The sequence below is a fragment of the Lysobacter sp. TAB13 genome (assembly GCF_052113885.1).
Taxonomy (GTDB): domain Bacteria; phylum Pseudomonadota; class Gammaproteobacteria; order Xanthomonadales; family Xanthomonadaceae; genus Lysobacter; species Lysobacter gummosus.
In genome coordinates, this window is sequence record NZ_JBFRDR010000028.1 from 38,636 (window position 1) to 62,087 (window position 23,452).

Consider the following 23,452-nt stretch of genomic DNA (forward strand, 5'->3'; position numbering starts at 1 on the left):
TGCCGGCACAGCACAAAAAGCAGGTAGGGGGACGCGGCCACGCGTGCGTTTGTTAATGCACGGGTCGTTCCGGCGATCACTTACTCGCGATGCGGTCCACGCATCCAGACGTTGCTGCTGCGCTCCCTCGGGCGCTTTCCACATGACAGGGGTTCATCCACAGATGCAAGGCATTACCAAGGCTTCGCGCCCGCAGTTTTCGCAACGCACGCATACCCGCTCCCTGCTTTCGATCGCGATCCTCGGCGGTTTGCTCGCCGTATCCAGCGTCGCCGCCGCGCAGAGCGCCAACGGCCAGCTCGGCAATCCCGACAGCTGGCGCAACGACGAATTCAATGCCGATTGGGGCCTGGCCACGATCAACGCGCAGTACGCCTACGCGCGCGGCCTCACCGGCAAGGGCGTGCGTCTGGGCGTGTACGACAGCGGCACCGTGCTGGCGCATCCGGAGTTCGCCGGCAAGGACAATCGCGCTATCCAGATGGCCGATCTGCTCGACGACGGCACGTTCTGCACCAACACCAGCATCGTCAGCGGCCCGGGCGCGTGCTTCAGCTCGCGCGGCGATCAGGCGCAGGTGACCTATGTCGGCTTCAACGCCAACGTGCCGGACAACATCCGCCGCATCATCACCGCCGGCCCGTATGTGCAGCCGGGTTGGGAATACGAAAGCCACGGCACCCACGTCGGCGGCACCATCGCCGCCAATCGCGACGGCAACGGCATGCATGGCGTGTCGTTCGGTTCCGATCTCAGTGTGGCGAAGTGGGCGTTCAACAGCGCGCGCGAATGGCAGCGCGTTCCCACCGGCGGCTACAGCGTGGTCAGCCTGACCCGGGTCAGCGCCAACGACGACACCATCGCGCGCATGTACCAGGACATGAACGATCAGGGCGTGCGCGCGCTCAATCACAGCTGGGGTTTGGCGACCGAGCCGGGCACGCTGGCCGATCTGGACGACATTCTCAACGATCCGGAAAACGCCGCGTACTTCGACGTGTTCGCCAAGGGTTCGCTCGACAAGGGCTTGTTGCAGGTATGGGCGGCGGGCAATCACAACGTCGCCGGCGTGACGCCGGAAACGTCGCCGCAGGCCGGTCTCTACGCCAGCCTGCCGCGCGCGCGTCCGGATCTGGAGCCGTACTGGCTGACCGTGGTCAACATCATGCCGGACCTCACGCTCAGCAACCGCTCGATGCGCTGCGCGCAGGCGGCGAACTGGTGCGTGGCCGCGCCGGGCACGGTGATTCATTCCACCGTGGTCGGCGGCAGCGACGCGCTCAGCGGCGGACTGGTGAAGAATGCCGACGGCTCGATTTCCTTCAACGTCAATGGCGGCGGCCAGACCTACGAATACGACGACCTCAGCGGCACCTCGATGGCCGCGCCGCACGTCACCGGTTCGCTGGGCCTGTTGTTCGAACGCTTCCCGTACCTGGCCAGCACGCAAGTGCGCGACATCCTGCTGACCACCGCGACCGATCTCGGTGCGGCCGGCGTGGATGAGGTGTATGGCTGGGGCTTGATCAATCTGCAAAAAGCCATCGACGGCCCCGGCCAGATCCGCGTCGATACCAACGTGGTCATGGACCGCCCGGGCGGCGGCGCCAAGGTCTGGACCGGCAAGGCCTGGGACGACTGGCGCAACGACATCGGCGGCCCGGGCGTACTGACCAAGTCGGGCATCGGCTGGTTGCGCCTGAGCGGCAACAACAGCTTCGGCGGTCTCAACGTCAAGGACGGCGTGCTGGAACTCACCGGCAACAACAGCTACGCGGCGCAAGTCGAAGGCGGCACGCTGGTGGTCAACGGCACCTTGACCAGCGCGCAGTTGCCGGTTCTCAAGGGCGGCGCACTCGGCGGCAGCGGCCGCATCGTCGGCAACGTGCGCGTGGACGGCGCGGTGTCGCCGGGCAACTCGATCGGTACGCTGACGGTGCAGGGCGACTACACCCAGGCGGCCGGTTCGACCTATGTCGCCGAACTGTCGGCCGGCGGCCAGTCCGATCGCATCGAGGTCACCGGCAAGGCCGCGCTGGAAGGCGGCAAGCTGGTGGTGCTGCATGCGCCGGGCCAGTACCTGCTGGGGCAGAACTTCAATCTGATCAGCGCCGCCGGCGGCGTCAGCGGCCAGTTCGCTGCGATCGACCAGACCTCGTTCTCGCCGTTCCTGAAGTTCGGTCTGGCGTACTCGGCCAATCAGGTCGGCGTGGAAGTCACCCGTGGCGCCTCGATCGCTTCGGCCGCGAAGACCGACAACCAGCGCGCCGCCGCGGGCGCGGCCGATCAACTCGCCATCGCCCAGGGCCTGGCCCAGCCGCTGACGCAGTTGTTCCCGCAGCAGGCCTTGGCGGCGCTGGATTCGCTCAGCGGCGAAGGCCATGCCAGCCTGCGTTCGATCATGGTCGACGACAGCCGCCACATCCGCGATGCGGCGCTGGTGCGCGCGCGTGCCGGTCGCGGCGAGTTCGCCGCCGACGGCGACGGCGCTTCGCAGGGCGCGTGGATCGAGGTGCTGAAGTCCGGCGGCACCCTCGACGGCGACGGCAATGCCGCGCGCAACGAGTACAACGGCTCGGCCACGCTGCTGGGTTACGACTATCGTTTCGACAGCGGTTGGCGCATCGGTGTGCTCGGCGGCAACGGTCGCACCGACAGCAATAACGATCGTCTCGACAAGGGCCGGATCAAGAGCACGCATTTGGGCGTGTACGGTGGCCAGAACTGGGGCAAGTTCAACCTCAGCGCCGGTTTCAGCTTCGCCCGCCAGGACGTCGATCTCGACCGCCGCATCGGCTTCAACGGTTTCGTCGATCGCACCCGCGCTTCCTACGATGCCGACAGCAAGCAGGGCTTCGTCGAGGGCGGTTATCGCTTCAACGCCGGCGCGTGGGAGTTCGAGCCCTACGCCCAGTTCGCCCAGGTGCGGGTAAGCACGGACGCGTTCCAGGAAAGCGGCGGCGCGGCCGCGCTGAGCGGCCGCAGCGCCGACAGCCGGGTCAACCTGTCCACCTTGGGTTTGCGCTTCAACGTCAACCTCAAGGGTTCGCAGCAGGACGACAGCTGGCTGAGCCTGCGCGGCGGCCTGGGCCGTCGCCACGCCAGCGGCGATCTGACTCCGGAGACAGCCGTGGCCTGGCGCGGCGGCAACGCCTTCACCGTCAGCGGCGCGCCGCTGGGCGAGGACGCGAATCTGGTCGAAGCCGGCATCGCTGCGCGCCTGAGCGCCAATGGTCTGCTGGAACTCAGCTACAGCGGCCAGTTCGCCGATGAGGCGCACGACCACGGTATCAACGCACGCTACTCGCTGCGTTTCTAAGATCCCCTTCCCGAGAGGGGCAGCCCCGGAGCCGCGACGGTCTTGATCGTCGCGGCTCTTTTTTTGGTGGGGTGGGGTGGGGTGGGGCAAAAGCAAAAGCAAAAGCAAAAGCAAAAGCAAATCCCCCCTAGCCCCCCTTTTTCAAAGGGGGGAACTGAGTCGTGGGTTTCAACGGGAGGCGATGGCAACGGTTTGCCGCAGCTTCGGCAAGTGCGCACAACGATCAGCCCCACGCCATCCTCACTCCCGACAAACCAGTTCCCCCCTTTGAAAAAGGGGGGCTAGGGGGGATTTGCTTTTGCTTTCGCCCCCACAGCGTTGCACCCACCACCCTCACCGCAACGCCCGCCATGAGCGATGATGACGCTCCGGCGCCACGGGCCGCGCCTATCTGGAGAGATGCGGATGTTCGAGCTGTCGTCGTTATTGGCGTTCGCCGGCCTGGCCTTGGTGATGGTGCTGACTCCGGGACCGAATATGGTTTACCTGGTCTCCCGCTCAATCTGCCAAGGCCGCCGCGCCGGACTCATCTCGCTGGCCGGCGTAGGCATCGGCTTCTTCTTCTACTTGTTCGCGGCCGCATTCGGTATCACAGCATTGCTGTTCGCGGTGCCCTACGCCTACGACGCCCTGCGCATCGGCGGCGCGGTGTACCTGCTGTGGATGGCCTGGCAGGCGCTCAGGCCCGGCGGGCGCTCGCCGTTCCAGGTGCGCGAACTGGCGCCGGACAGCCCGCGTCGCTTGTTCGTGATGGGCCTGCTGACCAGCCTGCTCAATCCCAAGGTCGCGATGTTCTACCTGGCCCTGCTGCCGCAGTTCATCGATCCGCACAAGAGCGTGATGATGCAGTCGCTGGCGCTGGGCAGCCTGCAGATCTGCATCAGCGTCGGGGTCAATGCGCTGATCGTCGCCGGGGCCGGCGGCATCGCCAATTTCCTGTCCGGACGGCCGCGCTGGGCGGCCGCGCAGCGCTGGGTCATGGGCGGCGTGCTGTCGGCGCTGGCCGTGCGCATGGCGGTGGACGCGCGCCGCTGAGCGCGCGCCGAACCCGCGCTCAGGGCGCGCGACCGCTGGCCTGATCGCGCGCGCGCTGGATGATCGCGCGCACTTGCGCGCGGTCGCGGTGGCGCGAGATCGCCACCGCGCCCAATTCGATCGCGCGCTCGCGCATCCGCGCGGTGACGTCGTAATGGCAGCCGCTGAGCTTGTCCTGGAACGCGGCCCGCGGCTTGCCCAGCCGCTGGGCGAAGGCATGCAACTCGTCGAGGGTGTCGGCCATCAGATGGGCCCAGCGCTCGCCGCGCCAGGGCCACACGGCGTCATCGACGTAGACGGTCATGCGCTACTCCACAGGGCAGGCGGCGCGGCGTGGGCACCGGGTCGGGTTTCAGCGCCACCGCGCGCGGACGGTCGCATCGGCGCGGGACGCATCGCTGGAGAATATCGGACAATCGGTGCATCGCGAGCGAACCCCCGCCGCTCGTCGGAGCGGTTATGCAGCTGTCGTCCATCCATCACGTCGCGATCATCTGTTCCGACTACGCGCGCTCCAGGCATTTCTACACTCAGGTGCTGGGCCTGCGCGTGCTGGCCGAGGTTTATCGCCAGGCGCGGCGCTCGCACAAGCTCGATCTGGCCTTGCCCGACGGCGGCCAGCTGGAACTGTTTTCCTTCCCCGATCCGCCGCCGCGGCCGTCCTATCCGGAAGCCTGCGGCCTGCGTCACCTGGCTTTCGCCGTGGACGACATCGACGCCTGCGTGAGCGAGCTGCAAGGCCACGGCATCGCGGTCGAAGCGGTGCGCGTGGACGAATACACCGGCCGCCGCTACACCTTCTTCGCCGATCCCGACGATCTGCCGATCGAGTTCTACGAGCGCGGCTGAGCGCTTACGACTGGGCCACGGCATCGATCGGAGCGACGCCGGCAAGCATCGCCGCGGCCTGCTCGGCCGTGGCCACCGAATAGCCCTGTGCGCGCCAGGCCTCGAAACCGCCGGCCAGCGGGCGCACGCGCTTGAAGCCGCGCCGCTTGAGTTCGCGGGCGAGGGTGGCGGCGGAGGCCTCGTTCGGGCAATCGCAATAGACGATGACTTCCTCGCGCCGCTCCGGCGGAATGTCGGTCAGGCTGTCGTCGCTCAGGGTCGCGACGAAGATCGCCCCGGGGATCCAGCCCAGGCTGTCGCGCTGCTGGTGCGAGCGCACGTCCAGGATGGTCGGGCCGCCGCCTTGTTCCAGCAGCTGGCCCAGCTCGGCCACCGAGATGCGCGCCATGCGCAGCTCGCGCAAGAACCATTGGCGCTTGAGCAGCTTGTAGCCAACCAAGCCCGCGATCAGCACCAAAATCAAGACCAGACCGTACCTGCCCAGCGTCTCCAACCCATCCAGCAAATCGTTCACCGCGCGATGAAACACCGCGCCCAGCGCCACCGCCACGCCGGCCCATAGCAGCGCGCCCAGCCCGTCGTAGAACGCGAACCGGCGCGGGCTGGTGCCGGTTTCGCCGGCCAGGGTGGTCGCCACCGCGGCGAAGCCCGGCACGAACTTGGCCACCACCAGCGACGGCGCGCCCCAGCGCGCGTAGATGCCGCGGGTCATCAGCACGCACGAATCCGGCGACAGCGACAGCTTGCACATCAGCCGCAGCAAGGCCGCGCCGATCCGCCGTCCGCCCAAGTACCACAGGCTGTCGGCGAGCACGGCGGCGAGGGTGGCGGCCAGCAGGATCGGCACCAGCGCCAGCGCGAGGCTGGGTTGCTGGTCCACCGCCACCGCCGCGGTCACGATGATCGGCGGATACGCCGGTACAGGCAGCCCGCCCTGATCGAGGAACACGCTGACGAAGACCACGAGCAGTCCGTAGGTCTGGATCAGATGCAGCAACGCGTCCATCGATGAGGTCCCGGGGAATCGCGCCGTCGGCGCGCAAAGGCGATGGCCGGCAGTCTCTGCCCGCGCGCGGCGGCGCGCAATCGCAGCAGGGCGACGGATTGTTGCGGTGGTGAGGTTCGAGGTCCGCGGCGGCAAGGGCGAGGGCTGCGCGTCATGCGCAATGGCCGCGCGGGCCTGCGCGGGAGCCCGCACAACGCCGATCGGCTGGCGCGCGAACGGCCAGCGTGGCGCCGCCGTCCGCGCTGCGCACCGGCCTGGGGCCTACGCTCCGGCGTCACATCGCCGGCCGCACAATGCGCGCACGCTGGCGCGGCGCTGGACCGCGTCATCCGTCGTCGCCACCGGAGTGTCCGATGCGCCTGGAAGGCAGTCAGGAAACCCTGCTGATCACGCTCTACGCCAAGGCCGTGGACAACCGCTCCACGCCGTCGATCCTGCACGATGCGCTGGCCGACGACCTGGTCCGCCGCATCGACTACAACTTCGAACGGTTCGGCCTGAGCCCCTACGACATCCGCGGCCTGGCGCTGCGCTCGCGCATCATCGACGGCTGGGCCCGCGCGGCGCTGCAAGCGCGCGCCGACACCATGGTGCTGCATCTGGCCTGCGGCCTGGATTCGCGCATCTACCGGGTCGATCCGTCGCTGGAGGTGGATTGGATCGACATCGATTTCCCGCAGGTGATCCAACTGCGCCGCGATCTGTTGCCGCAGCGCCTGGGCCGCTACCGGACCCTGGCCAGCAACGTGATGGAGCCGGACTGGATCGCCAAGCTCGACAACGACCGGCCGGTGCTGGTGATCGCCGAAGGCCTGTTTCCGTACCTGGACGAAGATCGCGCGCGCGAGCTGATGCGGCGGCTGATCGAGCACTTCCCGCAGGGCGGGCAGTTGCTGTGCGATGTCTACAGCCGTCTTGCGCTGCGATTGCTGCGCAACGCGCAGATGATCCGCGTGACCCAGGCGCGCATCGGCGAATGGGGTCCGAACGGCGCCAACCAACTGGAAACCTGGCATCCGCGCCTGCAGTTCGTGGACGAACCGCATTACGCGCAACTGCCGGAAATGGACGCGCTGCCGTTGCCGCAGCGCTGGCTGTTCAAGCTCTACGACCGCTCGCGCTGGCTGCGCAGCCTGGGCCGCGTGGTGCGCTATCGGTTCTGATGCGCGTGTTATCGAACGCGCATTACTCGAACGAGGTCGCTTCGCATACAACGAGCCACCGCCGTTGCCCCCTTTAGAAAAGGGGGCGGCGTCCGCACAGCGGACGCGGGGGATTTGAGCTTTTGCCTTTACAACGCCGCCCCAACCCGCGAATCACCCCGCCAACGCCGGATCCGGCTTGCGGAACGCGATCCCCAGCCGATTCCAGGCATTCATCGAAATCGCCGCGAACGTCAGCGACACCAGATCGCGATCGCTGAAATGCTCGCGCGTGCGCGCATAAACCTCATCGGACACCGGCCCCAGATTCACCGCGGTGATCGCCTCGGCCCACCCCAGCGCCGCGCGTTCGCGCGCGCTGAACGGACCTTCGGCCCAGACCCGCAGCAGATGCAGGCGGCGATGGGTTTCGCCGTGCTCCACCGCTTCCTCGGTGTGCAGGCGCAAGCAGTAGGCGCAGCCGTTGATCTGCGAGATGCGCACATTGATCAGATCGATCAATGCGCGTTCCAGGCCGCTGTTTTCCACGTATGCGCTCAGCCCGGCCAGCGCGCGGCTGCCTTGCGGATCGACCTGGTTGTAATCCAGACGTGCGGACATCGGAGTCTTCCTCAATGGAGCGTCGTGCGACGCGATGGAGTCAGGCTAGGATGTTCATCGTTGAAATACATTCCGCCACAAATGCAAACCGGGCTTGCAGAAATGAACAACGCAAAATCCGCGCAAACCCTGGCCTGGGACGACTATCGCTTCATCCTCGCCGTCGGCCGCGCCGGCTCGCTCAACGGCGCGGCCAAGCGCCTGGCGGTCAGCCATCCCACCGTGTTCCGCCGCATCAACGCGATTGAGCGCACCCTCGGCGCGCGCCTGTTCGAACGTGCGCGCGACGGCTACGCGCCCACGCCGACCGGCGAGGACGTGATCGCGGTCGCCGCCGAGATCGAAGCGCGGATCACCGCGACCGAGCGCCGTCTGGCTGGCCTGGACGCGCGCCCGACCGGCAAGATCCGCCTGACCACGGTCGAGCCGCTGCTGTACTCGCTGCTGCCGCCGATACTGGCGCGGTTCCGCCGCGCCCATCCGGGCATCGTCCTGGAGGTGGTCGCCGACAACGCCTTGCACGACCTGAGCCGGCGCGAGGCCGATCTGGCCCTGCGCCCGGGCGGCCAGCCGCCGGACGGGCTGATCGGACGCAAGATCGCCCGGATCAAGGCGTCGGTGTACCGGCCGCGCTCGCTGCGGCTGCCGCGCGGCACCGGCCCGGAGGACCTGCACGACCAGGACTGGCTGGTGCCGGACGGCAACCTGGCCAACATCCTTATCGCGCAATGGCTGCGCCGGCAGACCTACGACCGGCGCGCCGTGCTCAGCGCCAACAGCCTGCTGGCCCTGCGCGACGCCGCCGTGGCCGGCATGGGTCTGGTGCTGCTGCCGTGCTACCTGGGCGATCCCGAACGGCGGCTGGTGCGGGTCGGCGAACCGCTGGAAGCGCTGAACACCGACCTGTGGCTGCTGAGCCATCCGGACCTGCGCCGGACCGAGCGCATCCGCGTGTTCGCCGACGCCCTGCGCGAGGGCTTCGCGGCCTTGCAGCCCAGGCTGGACGGAGCATCCGGCGCGGCCCTGGGCCCGTAAATACCCGGGTCGGAGCAGCGGGAAACCGGTTCGAATGACCTAGCGAGCACGGAATATTTCAACCGTGAAGCAGGTCCATATGAATAAACGGCATCACAAGTCCACCGTTACTTTTGAAACCTGTGACGGTTGGCACATCAGATTAGGAAAATTCCTACACGCTTACGAGCACTCCGACGACGGTTTCCTGTTCACGCAACAAGCATCTTTTGATCGCTCCGACGGCACTACCGAGTCACAGGTTCGCTCAGGCGGACATCCCCCGGACCGGGCCGGCTGAACTTTCCACAAGGATGACCCATGTTTCGCGTCGAACTGAAGCAGCGTGATGGCAGCGACGACAGTGCGCTGGCTGTGGCGATTGCCGAGATCACGCAGGAGTACCGCAGCGCCGAAGCGGCGTTGAAGTCTGTGCTGCCGCAGGCCAGGAAGTACGCCGCACATGCTCCCAAGGGGCTGTGGTTGCGTATTTACGATGCCGATTCGCAGCCCGTGTTTGGCACGCTGGTTCCCTAGGGCCGGCGTGCGGTTTGCGCCGCCCGGCTGACAGGGAGTCTGGCCGGGCGGCGCGGGCCAACCGCAGAGACGTACGAAAGCGTAGATCCCGAAGCCGAGAAAATCGGCCGCTTTTCGCCCGCCGCCCCACGACTGCAAACGCCCGCCCGTCGAAGGCCAGGACCCCGACAGTAGGGTCTGCGCGTCTGCGCTCTTGCCCGTCATTCCCGCGAACGCGGGAATGACGGTAGGTGGGAGTGCGCAGGTCTGGTTGTTTCGATACGGGACTTCAGCGCGACTTCAAACGCTTTCGCTCGAAAGGCCCTGGATTCCCGCGTTCGCGGGAATGACGGTAGGAGGCAGTGCGCCAATCTGGTTGTTTCGATCAGGGACGTTCAGGAACTTCAGCGCCATCTTTCAAACCATCATTCCGGCGCCGAAACAGAATCAAGCCACCCCCGAGCAATAGCCACCTCAACGTCCCCAGGCGTATCCAGATCCTGCTCCAACTCCGGCGCCTGCAACCGCCAGACCGACCCCGCCGCCTGCCGCGCCAGCGCCGCTCCGAACCCCCGATCGCCCTGCAAGCCGGTCGCTTCGCGCCACAACGCCGGCGAGATCAACGCCGGCACGCCCAGCGCCTGCCGATGCAACGTAGCCGCGCAACCTGAAGAAGCCCCCACCGCACCCGCGACCAAGGCGCGCAGATGCTCCGCCTCCAAGGCCGGCTGATCGCACCCCAGCACCAGCACCGATCCGTCGAACTCCGCCAAGGATCGCGCCGCAGCCTGCAGGCTGCTGGCCATCCCCTGTTCCCAGTCGGCGTTGATCGACACGGTCACATCCAGACCGGCCAAGGCCGCCCGCATCGTCTCGTGCCGCGCCCCCAGCACCACCAGCACCCGCGCGACGCCGCTGTCCAGCGCCAACCGCGCGGTGCGATGCAACAAGGTCTCGCCGTCGCGAGTCAGCAGTTGCTTGGGCCGCCCCAGCCGGCGGCTGGCGCCGGCGGCGAGTACCACCGCGACGGGCGCCATCGCTCAGTGTCCGCCGTGCAGATGCTGCTGCAACTGCGAGGCGATGCTCAGCGCGATCGCCTCCGGGCCGTCGCCGCCCAGCGGCAGGCCGATCGGCGAATGCAGGCGCGGCAGCAGCGAGTCGCGTGCCGAGGCCGGCAACACCCGGAACAGGTCCTCGCGCCGCCGCGTCGGCCCCAGCAGGCCGACGAAACCGATGCCCTGGCCGCCGCTGGTTTCGGCCAGATGCTCCAGCGCCTCGCGATCGAGTTCGAAATGGTGGTGCATGACCAGCGCCGCGTTGTGCGCGCGCGCGGTCGCCAGCGCCTGCGCCGGGCTGCGCGCGAGTGCGTGATCGGCCAGCGCGCCCAGCCCGGACCAGCGCGGGCGGCGCTCGACCAGGGTCGTCATCCAGCCCAGCGTGCGCAGCAGCGGCAACAGCGTCGGGGTTTCCGGGCCGCCGCCGAACACCAGCACCGACGGCGGCGCGGCGATTTCCAGTTTCCATTCGCCCGGCGCATCGGCCGGCCATGGCGGCGTGTTCACCGGCAAGGTCCAGCGCAGGCGCTCCTCGCCGACCGCGGCCGAGACCGCGCCTGCGCCGCGAATGTCCAGACGCAGATCGCCGTGGCCGCGTTGCCATTCATCGATCAGCGCCGGCCATCCGCGCAGCGCCGCCAGTGGCAGCAGCGCCAGCCGCAGGCGGCCGCGGCAGCCGACCGCGGAACCGGCGAACAGGTCCTCGTCGCTGCGCGTGTCGATATCCATCCATTCGATGCCCTGCGACTGCGCGGCCTCGGTAGCGCGCAGTTCGATGTCCGGCTCGATGCAGCCGCCGCTGAGCCAGCCGATCTGGCCCTCGCGCGCGCCGAACAGCGCCAGCGCGCCGGGGCGCACATACGTGGAGCCTTCAGTTTCCAGCACCACCGCCAGCGTGGCCGGATCGCCGCGCGCGGCGGCGGCGGCGCTGGTTTCGATCACCGCGCGCATCCCGCCGGAGGCGAGGCGCGGTGCGGGGGACGGTTCCGGCGAGTCGGCCATGTGCGGCGCCCATGCGCGGTGGATGGGCCGAGTCTAGAACGATCGCGGCCACCGCCGCACGCTTCGTTCACAACCGGGCCGGCGCGCTGCAGTTTTGGGCAAGCCTTCGCGACGGCCGTTTGCGCAGCAAATGCCTGCATGCAAGCGCGATCGACAAAAGCCGCGGCCGCCGGTGCGCCGCGACGGTGCCGATCCGGCCGCTCGCGCCAGGAGTTTTCGGCAAGCATCGCGCGCGGTGAACCGGGCGATCGCCGTCAAGCACGCGGAAATCGCGACCTTCGCGTTATGGCGACGCGGCGTCGGCAAGAGTAGGCTCGAACCACCCCAGCCGTCGCCAGGGAATCCGCATGAAGCTCAACGTCAATGGCATCGAGCACGATATCGATGCGCCGCCCGACATGCCGCTGCTGTGGGCGCTGCGGGATCTGATCCATCTCACCGGAACCAAGTTCGGCTGCGGCATCGCCCAATGCGGCGCCTGCACCGTGCATGTCGATGGCTCGCCGCGACGCGCCTGCGTCACTCCGGTGTCCACGCTGGAAGGCAAGAAGATCCTCACCATCGAAGGCCTGTCCAAAGACGGCAGCCATCCGGTGCAGCGCGCCTGGGCCGAGATCGACGTGGTCCAGTGCGGCTACTGTCAGTCCGGACAGATCATGTCCGCGGCGGCGTTGCTGGCGAAGATTCCCGCGCCGAGCGATACCGATATCGATCAGGCCCTGTCCGGCAACATCTGCCGCTGCGGCACCTATCCGCGCATCCGCGCGGCGGTGAAGCGCGCGGCCGAACTCGGCGCCGGCCATGCGGTCGCCGCCGCGCCGTCGGATCTGCCCTCGATGCTGTTGCCGTCGGTGACCGTGCCGGCGCGGACGGCCTGATCGCGACACCCCTACGCCGGGCGGCGCGTCGATGCGCCGCGCCCGTCACGCGTTTGCAAGGAGATGTCCGTGAACACCCTTGACCTGGATGCGCCCTCGCGGCGTCGATTCATCAAAAACACCGCCTTGATCGGCGGCGGCCTGGTGATCGGTTTCGTCGTGCCCGGCGCGAAACGTTTCGCCGAGGCCGCGCCCGCGCAGGCCGCGGCGGTATCGGCCGGCTTCGTGCCCAACGCGTTCTTGCGCGTGGGCGCCGACGACACCGTCACCGTGCTGCTGTCGCATTCGGAAATGGGCCAGGGCATCTGGACCGGTCTTGCGATGTTGATCGCGGAAGAGCTCGACGCGGACTGGTCGAAGATCAAGGTCGAACACGCGCCGGCCGACGACGCGTATGCGCACACCATGTTCCACATGCAGATGACCGGCGGCTCGACCAGCACCTGGACCGAGTTCGACCGCTACCGTCAGGCCGGCGCCACCGCGCGTGCGCTGCTGGTCGCGGCCGCGGCGCAGCGCTTCGGCGTGCCGGCCGATCAGGTGCGCACCGAGAAGGGCGTGGCCATCGCCGGCGATCAGCGCGCCAGTTACGGCGAACTCGCCGCCGCCGCGGCCAAGCTGCCGGCGCCGGCCGCGGCGCCCGCGCTCAAGCAGGCCAAGGACTGGACGATCATCGGCAAATCCACGCGCCGCCTGGACGGCCCGGAGAAGATCACCGGCCGCGCCAAGTTCGGCATGGACGTGCAGTTCGACGGCTTGATGACCGCGGTGGTGGCGCGCTCGCCGGTGTTCGGCGGCACGGTCAAATCCTTCGATGCCGGCAAGGCCAAGGCGGTGCCGGGCGTGCGCGATGTGGTGCAGGTGCCCAGTGGCGTGGCGGTGATCGCGGATCATTATTGGGCGGCCAAGCAAGGTCGCGATCTGTTGGTCATCGACTGGGATCTCGGCCCCAATGCGGGCCTGGACAGCGGCAAGCTGCGCGAGGAATTCCGCCGTCTTGCCGCCACTGAAGGCGCCGTCGCCAGTCAGGCCGGCGATGTCAAAGGCGCGCTCGGCAAAGCGGCGAAGACGCTGGAAGCCGAATACAACGTGCCGTATCTGGCGCACGCGCCGATGGAGCCGCTCAACTGCACGGTAAAGGTCGAGGGCGGCCGCTGCGAGATCTGGACCGGCACTCAGTTCCAGACCATGGATCAGAAGATCGCCGCGGAAATCCTCGGCATCAAACCCGATAAGGTGAAGATCCACACCATGTTCCTCGGCGGCGGCTTCGGCCGGCGCGCGACGCCGACCTCCGACTTCGTGCGCGAAGCCGTGCACGTGGCCAAGGCCGCGGGCAAGCCGGTCAAGACGGTGTGGTCGCGCGAGGACGATGTGCGCGGCGGTTATTACCGGCCGATGTATCTGCAGCAGGCCCGCATCGGCGTCGACGCACAGGGCATTCCGGTGGCATGGCAGCATGTGATGGTCGGCCAGTCGATCCTCGGCGGCACGCCGTTCGAGTCGGCGATGGTCAAGAACGGTATCGACGCGACCTCGGTCGAAGGCGTGGCCGATTCGCCGTACATCAAGGGCCTGAAGGATCATCGCGTCGATCTGCATTCGCCCAAGACCGGTATTCCGGTGCTGTGGTGGCGTTCGGTCGGCCACAGCTACAACGCGTTCGTGATGGAGAGTCTGGTCGATGAACTCGCGCACGCGGCCGGCCAAGACCCGGTGGCGTATCGGCGCACTTTGCTGAAAGATCATCCGCGCCATCTGGCGGCCTTGAATCTGGTGGCGGAGAAATCCGGCTGGGGTTCGAAACTGCCCAAGGGCCGCGCGCGCGGCGTGGCGGTGCACGAGTCGTTCAAGAGCTACATCGCCCAGGTCGCCGAAGTGTCGCTGATCGATTTGCCCGGCGGCGGCCACGGCATCCGCGTGGACCGTTTCGTCTGCGCGATCGATTGCGGCCTTGCGGTGAATCCCGACGGCGTGCGCGCGCAGATGGAATCGGGCATCAACTTCGGCCTGGGCGCGGCGCTGCACAGCGCGGTGACCTTCAAGGACGGGCGCGTGCAGGAATCCAATTACCACGACTACCGCGTGTTGCGTCTGGATGAAGCGCCGAAGATCGAGGTGCACATCGTGACCAGCGCCGGTGAAATGGGCGGCGCCGGCGAACCGGGCACCGCGCCGGTCGCCGCCGCGGTCGCCAATGCGGTGTTTGCGCTGACCAAGCAGCGGCTGCGCGAACTGCCGCTGCGGCTGGCCTGAGGAGACGACGATGCGAGCATTAGCTTTTGCCCTGCCGGCGCTGGCCCTGATTCCGATCCTGGCGGTGTTCAATGCCGGCTCCAAGCCGGCCCCGCCGACCGATGCGCGCGCGGTCGCCGCGTTCGCCACGGTGCAGAAAGTGTTCCAGCACCCGCGCTGCCAGAACTGCCACATTCCCGGCGACAGCCCGCTGCAGTTCAACGCCGGCCTGCCGCATGCGATGGGCGTGGTGCGCGGGCCCGAAGGCAAGGGCGCGGCCGGTCTGCCGTGTTCGACCTGCCACGGCGAAGCCAATCTTCCCGCCAGCTACGGCGCCAACGCGCCGCCGGGCGCGCCGCATTGGCAGCTGCCGCCACCGCAACACAAGATGGCCTGGATCGGCCTGCCGGCGCCGAAGCTGTGCGCGCTGATCAAGGACAAGAGCAGCAACGGCGGCCGCGATTTCGCCGCGCTGATCAAGCACGTCAGCGAAGACAAGCTGGTGCTGTGGGGCTGGGCGCCGGGCGGCGCGCGCGAACCGGTGCCGGTGCCGCATCCGCAGTTCGTAGAGGCGTTCAAGACTTGGGCGGATGCGGGTGGGCCTTGTCCCAGGCAGTGAGGCTGCGGTGGCTAAGGACATCCCGCGATAAAGCCCCTCTCCCGCTCGCGGGAGAGGGAATCAATCGTGGTTACGCTTCACTTTCGCAGGCGGGAAGCGCGAATCACGGATGCGGACTGTCGCAAGCCTCATCCCCGCAAGCCACCGCCTCGATCTGCAAGGTGCAATGCTCGATCCCATAACGCTCATCGAGCAATTTCGCCAACTCCCGCCGCAACGCCTCGCCGTCCACGCCTGATTCGACCACCAGATGCGCGGTCATCGCCGGCGTGCTCGATCCCAGCGACCACACATGCAGGTCGTGCACGTCGCTGACGCCGTCGGCCGAGGACAGCACCGCGCGTACCGCGTCCAGGTCGATGCCGCGCGGCACGCCTTCCATCAGCACGTTGCCGGCCTCGCGCAGCAGCGTCCATGTGCGCGGCAGCACCCACAGGCCGATCAGCACGGCCAGGATCGGATCGACCACGGTCCAGCCGGTCAGGCGGATCACGATCGCGCCGGCGATCACCGCCACCGAGCCGAGCATGTCGCTCCACACTTCCAGATACGCGCCTTTCATGTTCAGGCTCTCGCCGCTGCCGGCGCTGAGCAGGCGCATTGCGATCAGATTGATCGCAAGGCCCAGGGACGCGATCACCAGCATGCCGGTGGTCGCGATCTGCGGCGGCTGGCTGAAGCGCCCGACTGCTTCCCACAGGATGTACGCGGCCACCGCGAACAACATCAGGCCGTTGGCCATCGCGCCCATCGCTTCCATGCGCACGTAGCCGAAACTGCGTTTGGCGTCGGCCGGTTTGCGGCTCAGCCGCACCGCGGTCAAGGCGATCATCAGGGCCAGGGTGTCGGTGCCCATGTGCGCGGCATCCGACAACAGCGCCAGGCTGTTGGTGAGGAAGGCGCCGATGACTTCGGCGATCAGGAAGCCACCGGTCAGGCCCAGCGCCCACCACAGCGGGCGCTCGTGACGGATCGCGGTGGTGCCGTGGTCGTGTCCACTGCCCATGTCGATTCTCCCGGTTGCGGGCCGCCACGACAGCGGCGGCCCATTGAAACGCAGCGCGCGTGAGCGGCGCGCCATCGAGATAGAGGACCGCCGTTACCGGCGGTCCGTGAAGTGCGCCGTCAGTGCGCGGGTGCGATCTGGGGCGGCGATCGCGGCGCCGGTTCGCGCTCGCGTTCTTCCGCGTCGTTGCGATGCAGCCAGCGGTACAGCACCGGCAGCACCAGCAAGGTCAGCAGAGTCGAAGAGACGATGCCGCCGATCACCACCGTCGCCAGCGGCCGCTGCACTTCCGAGCCGGCGCCGACGTTGAAGGCCATCGGGATGAAGCCCAGGGAGGCCACCAGCGCCGTCATCAGCACCGGCCGCAGACGGCCGAGCGCGCCATCGACGATGGCGTTGTCGAGCGGGTCGCCTTGCTCGCGCAATTTGCGGATGAAGGCGATCATCACCAGGCCATTGAGCACGGCCACCCCGGATAGGGCGATAAAGCCGACACCGGCCGAGATCGACAACGGAATCCCGCGCAAGGCCAGCGCGATCACCCCGCCGGTCAGCGCCAGCGGCACGCCGCTGAACACGATCGCCGCGTCCTTGGCCGAACCGAAAGCCATGAACAACAAGGCGAAGATCAGCACCAGGGTCACCGGCACCACGATCGCCAGACGCTGGCTGGCCGAGATCAATTGCTCGAAGGTGCCGCCGTAGCCGATCCAATAGCCCTCCGGCAATTTCACTTCGGCATCGATGCGCTGACGCAACTCGCCGACGAAACCGCCCAGATCGCGATCGCGCACGTTCGCCGTCACCACGATGCGGCGCTTGCCGTTTTCGCGATTGATCTGGTTAGGGCCGAGCACCGACTTGATCTTGGCGACCTCGCGCAGCGGCACCGTGCGCGGCGCGCCGGCGAGCCAGGTGGCATCGCGGCTGGATTCATCGCGATCGCCGCTGGCGGCCGGCAACGGGATCGGCAGATCGGCGAGCGCGGCCGGGTCCTGGCGCAAACCTTCGGGCAGACGAACCACCAAGTCGAAACGGCGGTCGCCTTCGAACAACTGCCCGGCGACCTCGCCGCCCACCGCGGTCGCCACCGCGTCCTGCACCGCGACCGGGTTGAGGCCGTACACCGCCAGCGCGCGCGGATCGGGCTCGATGCTCAGCATCGGCAGACCGGTGACCTGTTCGGTCTTGATGTCGGCCGCGCCGGGCACGCGCTTGGCCACCGCCTCGATGCGCTGCGCGACTTTGAGCAACTGCTGCAGATCGTCGCCGTAGACCTTGACCGCGACATCGGCGCGCACGCCGGAGATCAACTCGTTGGTGCGCATCTGGATCGGCTGGGTGAACTCGAAGTTGCTGCCGGGCAGGGTGCCGGCGATGGCCTGGATTTCCTCCATCAGCGCCGCCTTGGGTTTGCCCGGATTGGGCCAGCGCTCGCGCGGCTTGAGCATCAGGAAGGTATCGGCCACCGACGGCGGCATCGGGTCGCTGGCGACTTCGGAGGTGCCGATCTTGCTGAAGACGCGTTCGACTTCGGGCATGGCCATGAACGCCTGCTCCATCGTCTTCTGCATCGTCACCGACTGGGTCAGGCTGGTGCCGGGGATGCGCATGGCCTGCACCGCGACATCGCCTTCGTCCAGGCTCGGGACGAACTCGGTGCCCATGCGAGTGGCCAGCAAACCGCTGACGATCACCAGCGCGGCGGTGCCGGCGACCACGATCGCGCGGCTGCGCAGCGCCCAGGCCAGCGCCGGCTCGTAGCGGCGCTTGATCCAGGCCATGGCGCGGTTTTCTTTCTCCGCCACCTTGCCGCCGAGGAAGATCGCCACCGCCGCCGGCACGAAGGTCAGCGACAACAGCATCGCGCCGGTCAGCGCCAGCACCACGGTGATCGCCATGGGATGGAACATTTTTCCTTCGATGCCGCTGAGCGCGAAGATCGGCAGATACACCGCGGTGATGATGCCCAGGCCGAACAGGCTGGGGCGGATCACTTCGGCGGTGGCCGAGGCGGTGAGGTCGTGGCGCTCCTCGTCGCTCATCTGCCGGCCGAGCAGATGCTGTTGCTCGCCGAAACGGCGCAGGCAGTTCTCGATGATGATCACCGCGCCGTCGACGATCAGGCCGAAGTCCAGCGCGCCCAGGCTCATCAGATTGCCCGACACGCCGCCGCGGACCATGCCGGTGATGGTGAACAGCATCGCCAGCGGAATCACCAGCGCGGTGATCAGCGCGGCGCGGAAGTTGCCCAGCAGCAGGAACAGCACCGCCACCACCAGCAAGGCGCCTTCGACCAGGTTCTTCGACACCGTGGCGATGGTGCGATCGACCAGCGAGGTGCGGTCGTACACGGCGTTGGCGCTCACGCCCTTGGGCAGGCTGGCGTTGGCCGCTTCCAGTTTGCTTGCGGCGGCTTGCGAGACGTCGCGGCTGTTGGAACCGACCAGCATGAAGACCGTGCCCAGCACGACTTCATGGCTGTTCTGGGTGGCCGCGCCGCTGCGCAGTTCCGGGCCTTCGCCGACCTGAGCCACGTCGCGCACGCGGATCGGCACGCCGTCGCGGCGGTCGAGCACGATCTCGCCGATCGCATCAGGTTTGGCGATCTGTCCCGGCACGCGCACCAGGAACTGCTCGCCGTTGCGTTCGATGTAACCGGCGCCGACGTTCTGGTTGTTGGCCGCCAGCGCCGCGACCACGTCGCGCTGGGTCAGGTTCAACGCGCGCAATCGCGCCGGGTCGGGCGTGATGTGGATCTGCCGCGCGTAGCCGCCGATGGTGTTGACCTCGGTGACGCCGGGCGTGTTGCGCAACTGCGGGCGGATCACCCAATCCTGCAGCGTGCGCAGATCGGTCGCGGTGTAGGCCGAACCGTCGGGCTTGCGCGCCTTGGGATCGGCATCGACCGTGTACATGAAGATCTCGCCCAGGCCGGTCGCGGTCGGGCCGAGTTCGGGTTCCAGGCCGGCCGGGATCTGCGACTTCACCTGCTGCAGGCGCTCGGCGACTTGCTGCCGGGCGAAGTACAGGTCGGTGCCGTCCTTGAACACCACGGTGACTTGCGAAAGACCGTAGCGCGAGAGCGAGCGCGTGTAATCGAGTTTGGGCAGGCCCGCCAACGCGGTCTCGATCGGAAAGGTCACCCGCTGTTCGGCCTCCAGCGGCGAATAGCCGGGCGCCTGGGTGTTGATCTGCACCTGTACGTTGGTGATGTCGGGGGTGGCGTCGATCGGCAGCTTGCCGAAGCTCCACACGCCCACGGCGATCAGCGCCAGAGTCAGCGCGAGCATCAGCCAGCGATGGCGGATGGCGAAGCGCAGGATGCGTTCGAGCGCGCCGGGGCTGGCATCGGCGGATGGGTTGGCGCGGGGCTCAGTGTTCATGCGAGGCCCCGGCTTTTTCGATGTCGGCCTTGATCAGGAAGCTCTGTTCGACCACGACCTGTTCGCCGGCCTTCAAGCCCGAAAGCACTTCCACGCGTTTAGCATCGCGGCGGCCCAGCTTCACCGGCCGCGCGCTGTAGCGCTCGCCTTCGCGCACGAACACGACCTCAAAGTCGTCCATCCGCTGCAACGCGGTCAGCGGCACCGCCAGCGCCACCGGCTGCTGTTCCACGGTGACGCGCGCGCGCACTGCCGAACCCGGACGCCACAGACCATCGGCGTTCTTGATCGAGGCGCGCGCGACCGTGCTCTGGCTGGCGGTGGCGGTGCCGGGCAGGATGCGATCGAGCGTGGTGTCCACACCGCTGTCCTCGCCCATGCGCATCACCGTGACCGGCAGGCCCGGACGCAGGTGCGAGGCGTCGGCGCCGAACACGTGCAGATCGACCCACAGCGTGGACAGATCGGCGATCTCGAACAGCGCCGTGCCTTCCACCGCGACCTCGCCGACCGAGGCGTTGCGCGCCAGCACCACGCCGGAGATCGCCGTGGCGATGCTGTAGGTGGTCAGGCTCAGATTGCTGTCGATGGTGGCCAGCGTCTGCCCGGCGCTGACGCGGTCGCCGACGTTGGCGCGCAGCGAGCGCACCGGCCCGGGATAGCGCGCGGTGATGCGCGCGACATGGCCTTCCAGCGGCGTGATCAGGCCTTGCACTTCGTGTTCGTCGGCGACCGTGCCGGGGCCGGCGGGCGCCACGCCGATGCCGGAGCGGCGCGCGATCTCGTTGCGGATCACCGTGCTTTCGGCTTTTTCTTCCTCGCCTTCGCCGTGCTCGGCGCCTTGATCGGCGCCGCCTTGTTCGGCGTGGTCGCCTTCGATCTTCTTCGCGGCCGCTGCGGTTTGTTCCGGTGTCTTGTCCGCGCCGCCGCAGGCGCTAAGACTCAGGGCCAGCAGGCCCGCGGCGATCAACAATTCGGGCTTCATGGGCGGGCTCCTGCGGGATGGGGCGATGCGGCGAGAAACGACTCGCCGGTGAGACGCTGGATTTCGATCAGCGCCAGTTGCGCGTCGAGCGCGGTGTCCAGGCGCTGTTTGCGCACGGCCACGCTTTCGGCCTGCAACAGGGCCAGTTCCAGATAGCTGATGGCGCCGGCGCGGTAGGCGTATTCGGCGGCTTTCTCCGCGCGTTCCAGGCGCGGCAGCACGTCGTCCTTGAGCCGCGTAACTTCCAGCGCGCCGACCCGGTAGCGGCCGTGCGCTTCGACCAGGGTCGAGTACAGCGACATGCCCTTGGCTTCGCGTTCGGTCTCCAACATCGCCAGTTCCGCCTGCGCGCCGCGGATGCCGGGCTCGGCGCGGTCGCGCGCGCCCAGCGGCATGGCGACGCTGCCGATCAGGGCCATGTCGCTGCCGTCCTGCAGGCGGCGCACGCCGAGTTGCCAGCTCAGATCGGGCGTGGCCTGGCTCTGGGCCAGACGCACACGCGCCTCACCGATGCGGCGCGCGTCGTTGAAGCGCGCCAGTTCCGGCGTGCGTTCGAGCAGGCTCGCCAGCGCGGCGGTGTCCTGGATCGGCGCCAGCGCATAGGGATCGCCGGCCACCGTGGCGAAGCCGGGATCGCGTTCGCCCCACAGCGCCGCCAGATGCTGGCGCGCGGCCAGCAGCGATTGCTCGCCGCGGCTGCGTTCCAGTTCGGCGCGCGCCTGCGCGGCCTGCGCGGTCAGCAGCCCGGATTCCGGCGAGGCGCCGGCTTCCAGGCGCTGGCGCGCGGCGGCGACGCTGCGCTTGCGCTGGGCGATGTCGAACTGGGCCAGCTCGATGCGGCGCTGCGCGGCGACGATGGCCAGATAGCGGCGGGCGGTTTCGGCCAGCAAGTCCAGGCGCCGGCCTTCGCGATCGACCGCGAGCGCATCGATGCGGCTTTGCGCGAACGCGCGGCGCGCGTCGAGCTTGCCGCCGCGTTCGAACACCGAGGCCAGGCTCAGGGTGATTTCGGCGCCGCTGATGCCGCTGACCGCGCCGGTGCCGAGCACGTTGTCCACCGCCAGGCCGGCGACCAGGGCCGGTTTCTGCGCGGCGATGTCGCGCTCGGCCTGCAGCACCGAGCGTTGATCGCCGAACAAGCGCAGGTCCGGATGGCTGTCGCCGATGCGCGCGTAGGCATCGTCGAGGGTGAACGCCGAACCGGCGCGCGGCGCGGCGGGCGCGTTCGCCGCAGCGAGCGTGCCGGGTGGAGAAGCTGAAGCAAGGGGCGGCCGCGCCTGTGCAGAAAAGCACAGCGCAGCCGTCAGGGCGGCCAAAGCCGCCGGACGCAAACGCATGGGGTATCTCCTGGATCGCTGAAGACGCCGGCGCGGTCGCAAAGCGACGGCACACGCACGGCGAGGACGGGCGTCAGCCCGGGCCGGCGCGGGGCCGGCAGCGGATCAGGCGGAGATGGGTGGGCGGAACGGCACCACGGTCGGGGTCGGCACGAACGCGGTGGAATGCGCCGGCAACGCCTGCGCGGTGGCGGGGGCGAGCAGGCCCAGGTCGATGCGCGGCAACAACGCGGCCTGCATCGCGCAGCAATGGCTCAGGTGCCATCGCGAGTCGCCGCAGCCGTCGGGATCGTGCCGCGGTTGGCCGTCGGCGTGGCGATCGCCTTCGTGCTGCAGCGCCGTGGCCACGCTCGGCGCCAGTTCGCCGATCTCGCTGGCGAACGCCAACACCGGCTTGACCAGCATCACCGCGATCAACACGGCGAAGACCAGATAGCGCGAGGCAGCGGCGAGGGCGGACGGACCGGGCATGCGGCGATGATAGGAGCCGCCGCCGCCGCAATACAATTTCAGCCTTGCCGGCATCGTTCAGGTGCCGCCATGCATCCATTGGCCGGATTGCGCATCGCGCCGGCGCGCCGCTGCCGCCATAATCCGCGCCGCGCGGCAGGACGCTCAGCAGATGGACGCGGTTTCGTCCACCAGGATAGGCAAGGGCGATGCAGTACCCGCGTCACATCCTGTGCCTAATCTGCGCGCGGATTACGCAGTTTCGCGGTACAGGGGGTTTAGCAGTGAAGGTTGTGACCAAGCCGGCGCGTATCGTCGCCGCTGGCCTGTGGGCGCGCCGGGCGGTCCGCGCATCCGCGCGCGTCGTGCTCGGCGCGAGCCTGGGTTTGAGCGTGTTGCTGGCCGGATGCGGTTCCGGCGAATCCTCCAAGGCGCCGTCGGCCGCATCGGCTCAGGCCGAAGCGGCGGCCGCGCCGTTGCCGCCGGCCTTGACCGAACTCGACGCTGACGGCCTGCGCGCCCGCGCCGCGCAGGCGTTGCGCGAACAGCGCATCCACACCCCGGCCGGCGACAGCGCGGTCGATTACTACCTGGCGCTGCGCGACAAAGAGGCGGGCCAGATCGATGTGATCAGCGCGCTCAGCGAATTGCAGCCGTATGTGGTGATCGCCGGCGAGCAAGCCTTGCTCGACGACGATCTGGCCGAATCCAAGCGCCTGCAGGATCTGCTCGCGCGCATGGATCCGCAGGCGCCGGCCTTGCCGCGCCTGCGCGAAGGCCTGCGCGCCGCCGGCGCCGCGCGCGAACGCAAGGCGCGCGAGGAAACCGAGCGGCTGATGGCCGAACGCACCGACGCCAGCGCCGCGCGCGCGTTGTCGGCGCAGCGCGAACGCACCGCCGCGGCCAACACGGCGATGAAAGCCGCCGCCGCGGCCAGCGCCCAGGCTGCCGACGAAGCCGCGGCCCAGGCCAGCACCCCGGCCGCGCCGGTGCCCGG

At 68.3% G+C, this 23,452-nt stretch carries 18 protein-coding genes and 2 pseudogenes; 10 read left to right on the forward strand and 10 right to left on the reverse strand.

The genetic code is table 11. The annotated features are described in order from the left end of the window. Window positions 1-163 precede the first annotated feature (163 nt). Both AB4Y92_RS22815 and AB4Y92_RS22820 read left to right on the forward strand, forming a co-directional pair. Complete coding sequence (locus tag AB4Y92_RS22815) at window positions 164-3,319, forward strand: autotransporter domain-containing protein (RefSeq protein ID WP_441821736.1); 3,156 nt, start codon at window positions 164-166, stop codon at window positions 3,317-3,319. Window positions 3,320-3,724: 405 nt separating this feature from the next. After that, window positions 3,725-4,354 (forward strand): LysE family translocator, encoded by a 630-nt coding sequence (locus AB4Y92_RS22820; RefSeq protein WP_441821737.1) that lies wholly within the window; start codon window positions 3,725-3,727, stop codon window positions 4,352-4,354. A 19-nt stretch (window positions 4,355-4,373) separates the two neighbouring features. Here AB4Y92_RS22820 and AB4Y92_RS22825 read toward each other — a convergent pair whose 3' ends face one another. Continuing rightward, window positions 4,374-4,658, reverse strand: a complete 285-nt coding sequence (locus AB4Y92_RS22825) for a DUF4031 domain-containing protein (protein WP_441821738.1) — start codon at window positions 4,656-4,658, stop codon at window positions 4,374-4,376. Window positions 4,659-4,813: 155 nt separating this feature from the next. Here AB4Y92_RS22825 and gloA2 point away from each other — a divergent pair, with 155 nt between their 5' ends. Beyond that, window positions 4,814-5,203 (forward strand): SMU1112c/YaeR family gloxylase I-like metalloprotein, encoded by a 390-nt coding sequence (gene gloA2, locus AB4Y92_RS22830; protein ID WP_441821739.1) that lies wholly within the window; start codon window positions 4,814-4,816, stop codon window positions 5,201-5,203. Window positions 5,204-5,207: 4 nt separating this feature from the next. On the opposite strand, the gene AB4Y92_RS22835 is transcribed toward gloA2, so the two are convergent. Continuing rightward, a complete protein-coding gene (locus tag AB4Y92_RS22835; RefSeq protein WP_441821740.1) occupies window positions 5,208-6,209 on the reverse strand; it encodes a DedA family protein/thiosulfate sulfurtransferase GlpE in 1,002 nt (333 codons plus the stop codon). A gap of 353 nt (window positions 6,210-6,562) precedes the next feature. On the opposite strand from AB4Y92_RS22835, the gene AB4Y92_RS22840 reads away from it, so the two are divergent. Further along, window positions 6,563-7,372 (forward strand): class I SAM-dependent methyltransferase, encoded by an 810-nt coding sequence (locus AB4Y92_RS22840; protein ID WP_441821741.1) that lies wholly within the window; start codon window positions 6,563-6,565, stop codon window positions 7,370-7,372. A 153-nt stretch (window positions 7,373-7,525) separates the two neighbouring features. Here the strand turns inward: AB4Y92_RS22840 and AB4Y92_RS22845 are convergent, their stop codons facing one another. Further along, on the reverse strand, window positions 7,526-7,972 hold the full coding sequence (locus AB4Y92_RS22845; protein ID WP_441821742.1) for a carboxymuconolactone decarboxylase family protein: 447 nt from the start codon (window positions 7,970-7,972) through the stop codon (window positions 7,526-7,528). Window positions 7,973-8,074: 102 nt separating this feature from the next. Between AB4Y92_RS22845 and AB4Y92_RS22850 the strand changes: the two genes are divergently transcribed. Both AB4Y92_RS22850 and AB4Y92_RS22855 read left to right on the forward strand, forming a co-directional pair. Next, window positions 8,075-9,007 (forward strand): LysR family transcriptional regulator, encoded by a 933-nt coding sequence (locus AB4Y92_RS22850; protein WP_441821743.1) that lies wholly within the window; start codon window positions 8,075-8,077, stop codon window positions 9,005-9,007. A gap of 300 nt (window positions 9,008-9,307) precedes the next feature. Beyond that, a complete protein-coding gene (locus AB4Y92_RS22855) occupies window positions 9,308-9,523 on the forward strand; it encodes a hypothetical protein (protein WP_057944444.1) in 216 nt (71 codons plus the stop codon). Between the two features lie 404 nt (window positions 9,524-9,927). Here the strand turns inward: AB4Y92_RS22855 and AB4Y92_RS22860 are convergent, their stop codons facing one another. Both AB4Y92_RS22860 and AB4Y92_RS22865 read right to left on the reverse strand, forming a co-directional pair. Next, window positions 9,928-10,539 (reverse strand): nucleotidyltransferase family protein, encoded by a 612-nt coding sequence (locus AB4Y92_RS22860; protein WP_441821744.1) that lies wholly within the window; start codon window positions 10,537-10,539, stop codon window positions 9,928-9,930. 3 nt (window positions 10,540-10,542) lie between these two features. After that, window positions 10,543-11,559: an XdhC family protein gene (locus tag AB4Y92_RS22865; protein ID WP_441821745.1), complete on the reverse strand. Its 1,017-nt coding sequence runs from the start codon at window positions 11,557-11,559 to the stop codon at window positions 10,543-10,545. 347 nt (window positions 11,560-11,906) lie between these two features. Here AB4Y92_RS22865 and AB4Y92_RS22870 point away from each other — a divergent pair, with 347 nt between their 5' ends. The 3 genes from AB4Y92_RS22870 to AB4Y92_RS22880 all read left to right on the forward strand — a co-directional run bounded on the left by AB4Y92_RS22870 (window position 11,907) and on the right by AB4Y92_RS22880 (window position 15,291). After that, complete coding sequence (locus AB4Y92_RS22870; protein ID WP_083512706.1) at window positions 11,907-12,437, forward strand: (2Fe-2S)-binding protein; 531 nt, start codon at window positions 11,907-11,909, stop codon at window positions 12,435-12,437. Between the two features lie 69 nt (window positions 12,438-12,506). Further along, on the forward strand, window positions 12,507-14,693 hold the full coding sequence (locus AB4Y92_RS22875) for a molybdopterin cofactor-binding domain-containing protein (protein ID WP_441821746.1): 2,187 nt from the start codon (window positions 12,507-12,509) through the stop codon (window positions 14,691-14,693). A gap of 10 nt (window positions 14,694-14,703) precedes the next feature. Beyond that, window positions 14,704-15,291, forward strand: a complete 588-nt coding sequence (locus tag AB4Y92_RS22880) for a hypothetical protein (protein ID WP_441821747.1) — start codon at window positions 14,704-14,706, stop codon at window positions 15,289-15,291. Window positions 15,292-15,397: 106 nt separating this feature from the next. Here AB4Y92_RS22880 and AB4Y92_RS22885 read toward each other — a convergent pair. From AB4Y92_RS22885 to AB4Y92_RS22905, 5 genes and pseudogenes are all read right to left on the reverse strand, one after another. Then, window positions 15,398-16,297: pseudogene (locus AB4Y92_RS22885) on the reverse strand (cation diffusion facilitator family transporter); the annotation flags it as partial. A 119-nt stretch (window positions 16,298-16,416) separates the two neighbouring features. After that, window positions 16,417-19,590, reverse strand: coding sequence for an efflux RND transporter permease subunit (locus AB4Y92_RS22890; RefSeq protein ID WP_441821752.1), 3,174 nt, complete (start codon window positions 19,588-19,590; stop codon window positions 16,417-16,419). An 82-nt stretch (window positions 19,591-19,672) separates the two neighbouring features. After that, window positions 19,673-20,668, reverse strand: a complete 996-nt coding sequence (locus AB4Y92_RS22895; RefSeq protein ID WP_441821748.1) for an efflux RND transporter periplasmic adaptor subunit — start codon at window positions 20,666-20,668, stop codon at window positions 19,673-19,675. After that, window positions 20,665-22,005, reverse strand: a complete 1,341-nt coding sequence (locus tag AB4Y92_RS22900; protein WP_441821749.1) for a TolC family protein — start codon at window positions 22,003-22,005, stop codon at window positions 20,665-20,667. Before AB4Y92_RS22900 ends, AB4Y92_RS22895 begins: the two co-directional genes overlap by 4 nt. Before the next feature lie 105 nt (window positions 22,006-22,110). Continuing rightward, a complete protein-coding gene (locus tag AB4Y92_RS22905; protein ID WP_441821750.1) occupies window positions 22,111-22,476 on the reverse strand; it encodes a hypothetical protein in 366 nt (121 codons plus the stop codon). Between the two features lie 263 nt (window positions 22,477-22,739). On the opposite strand from AB4Y92_RS22905, the pseudogene AB4Y92_RS22910 reads away from it, so the two are divergent. After that, window positions 22,740-23,452 (forward strand): annotated as a pseudogene (locus AB4Y92_RS22910) (hypothetical protein); the annotation flags it as partial.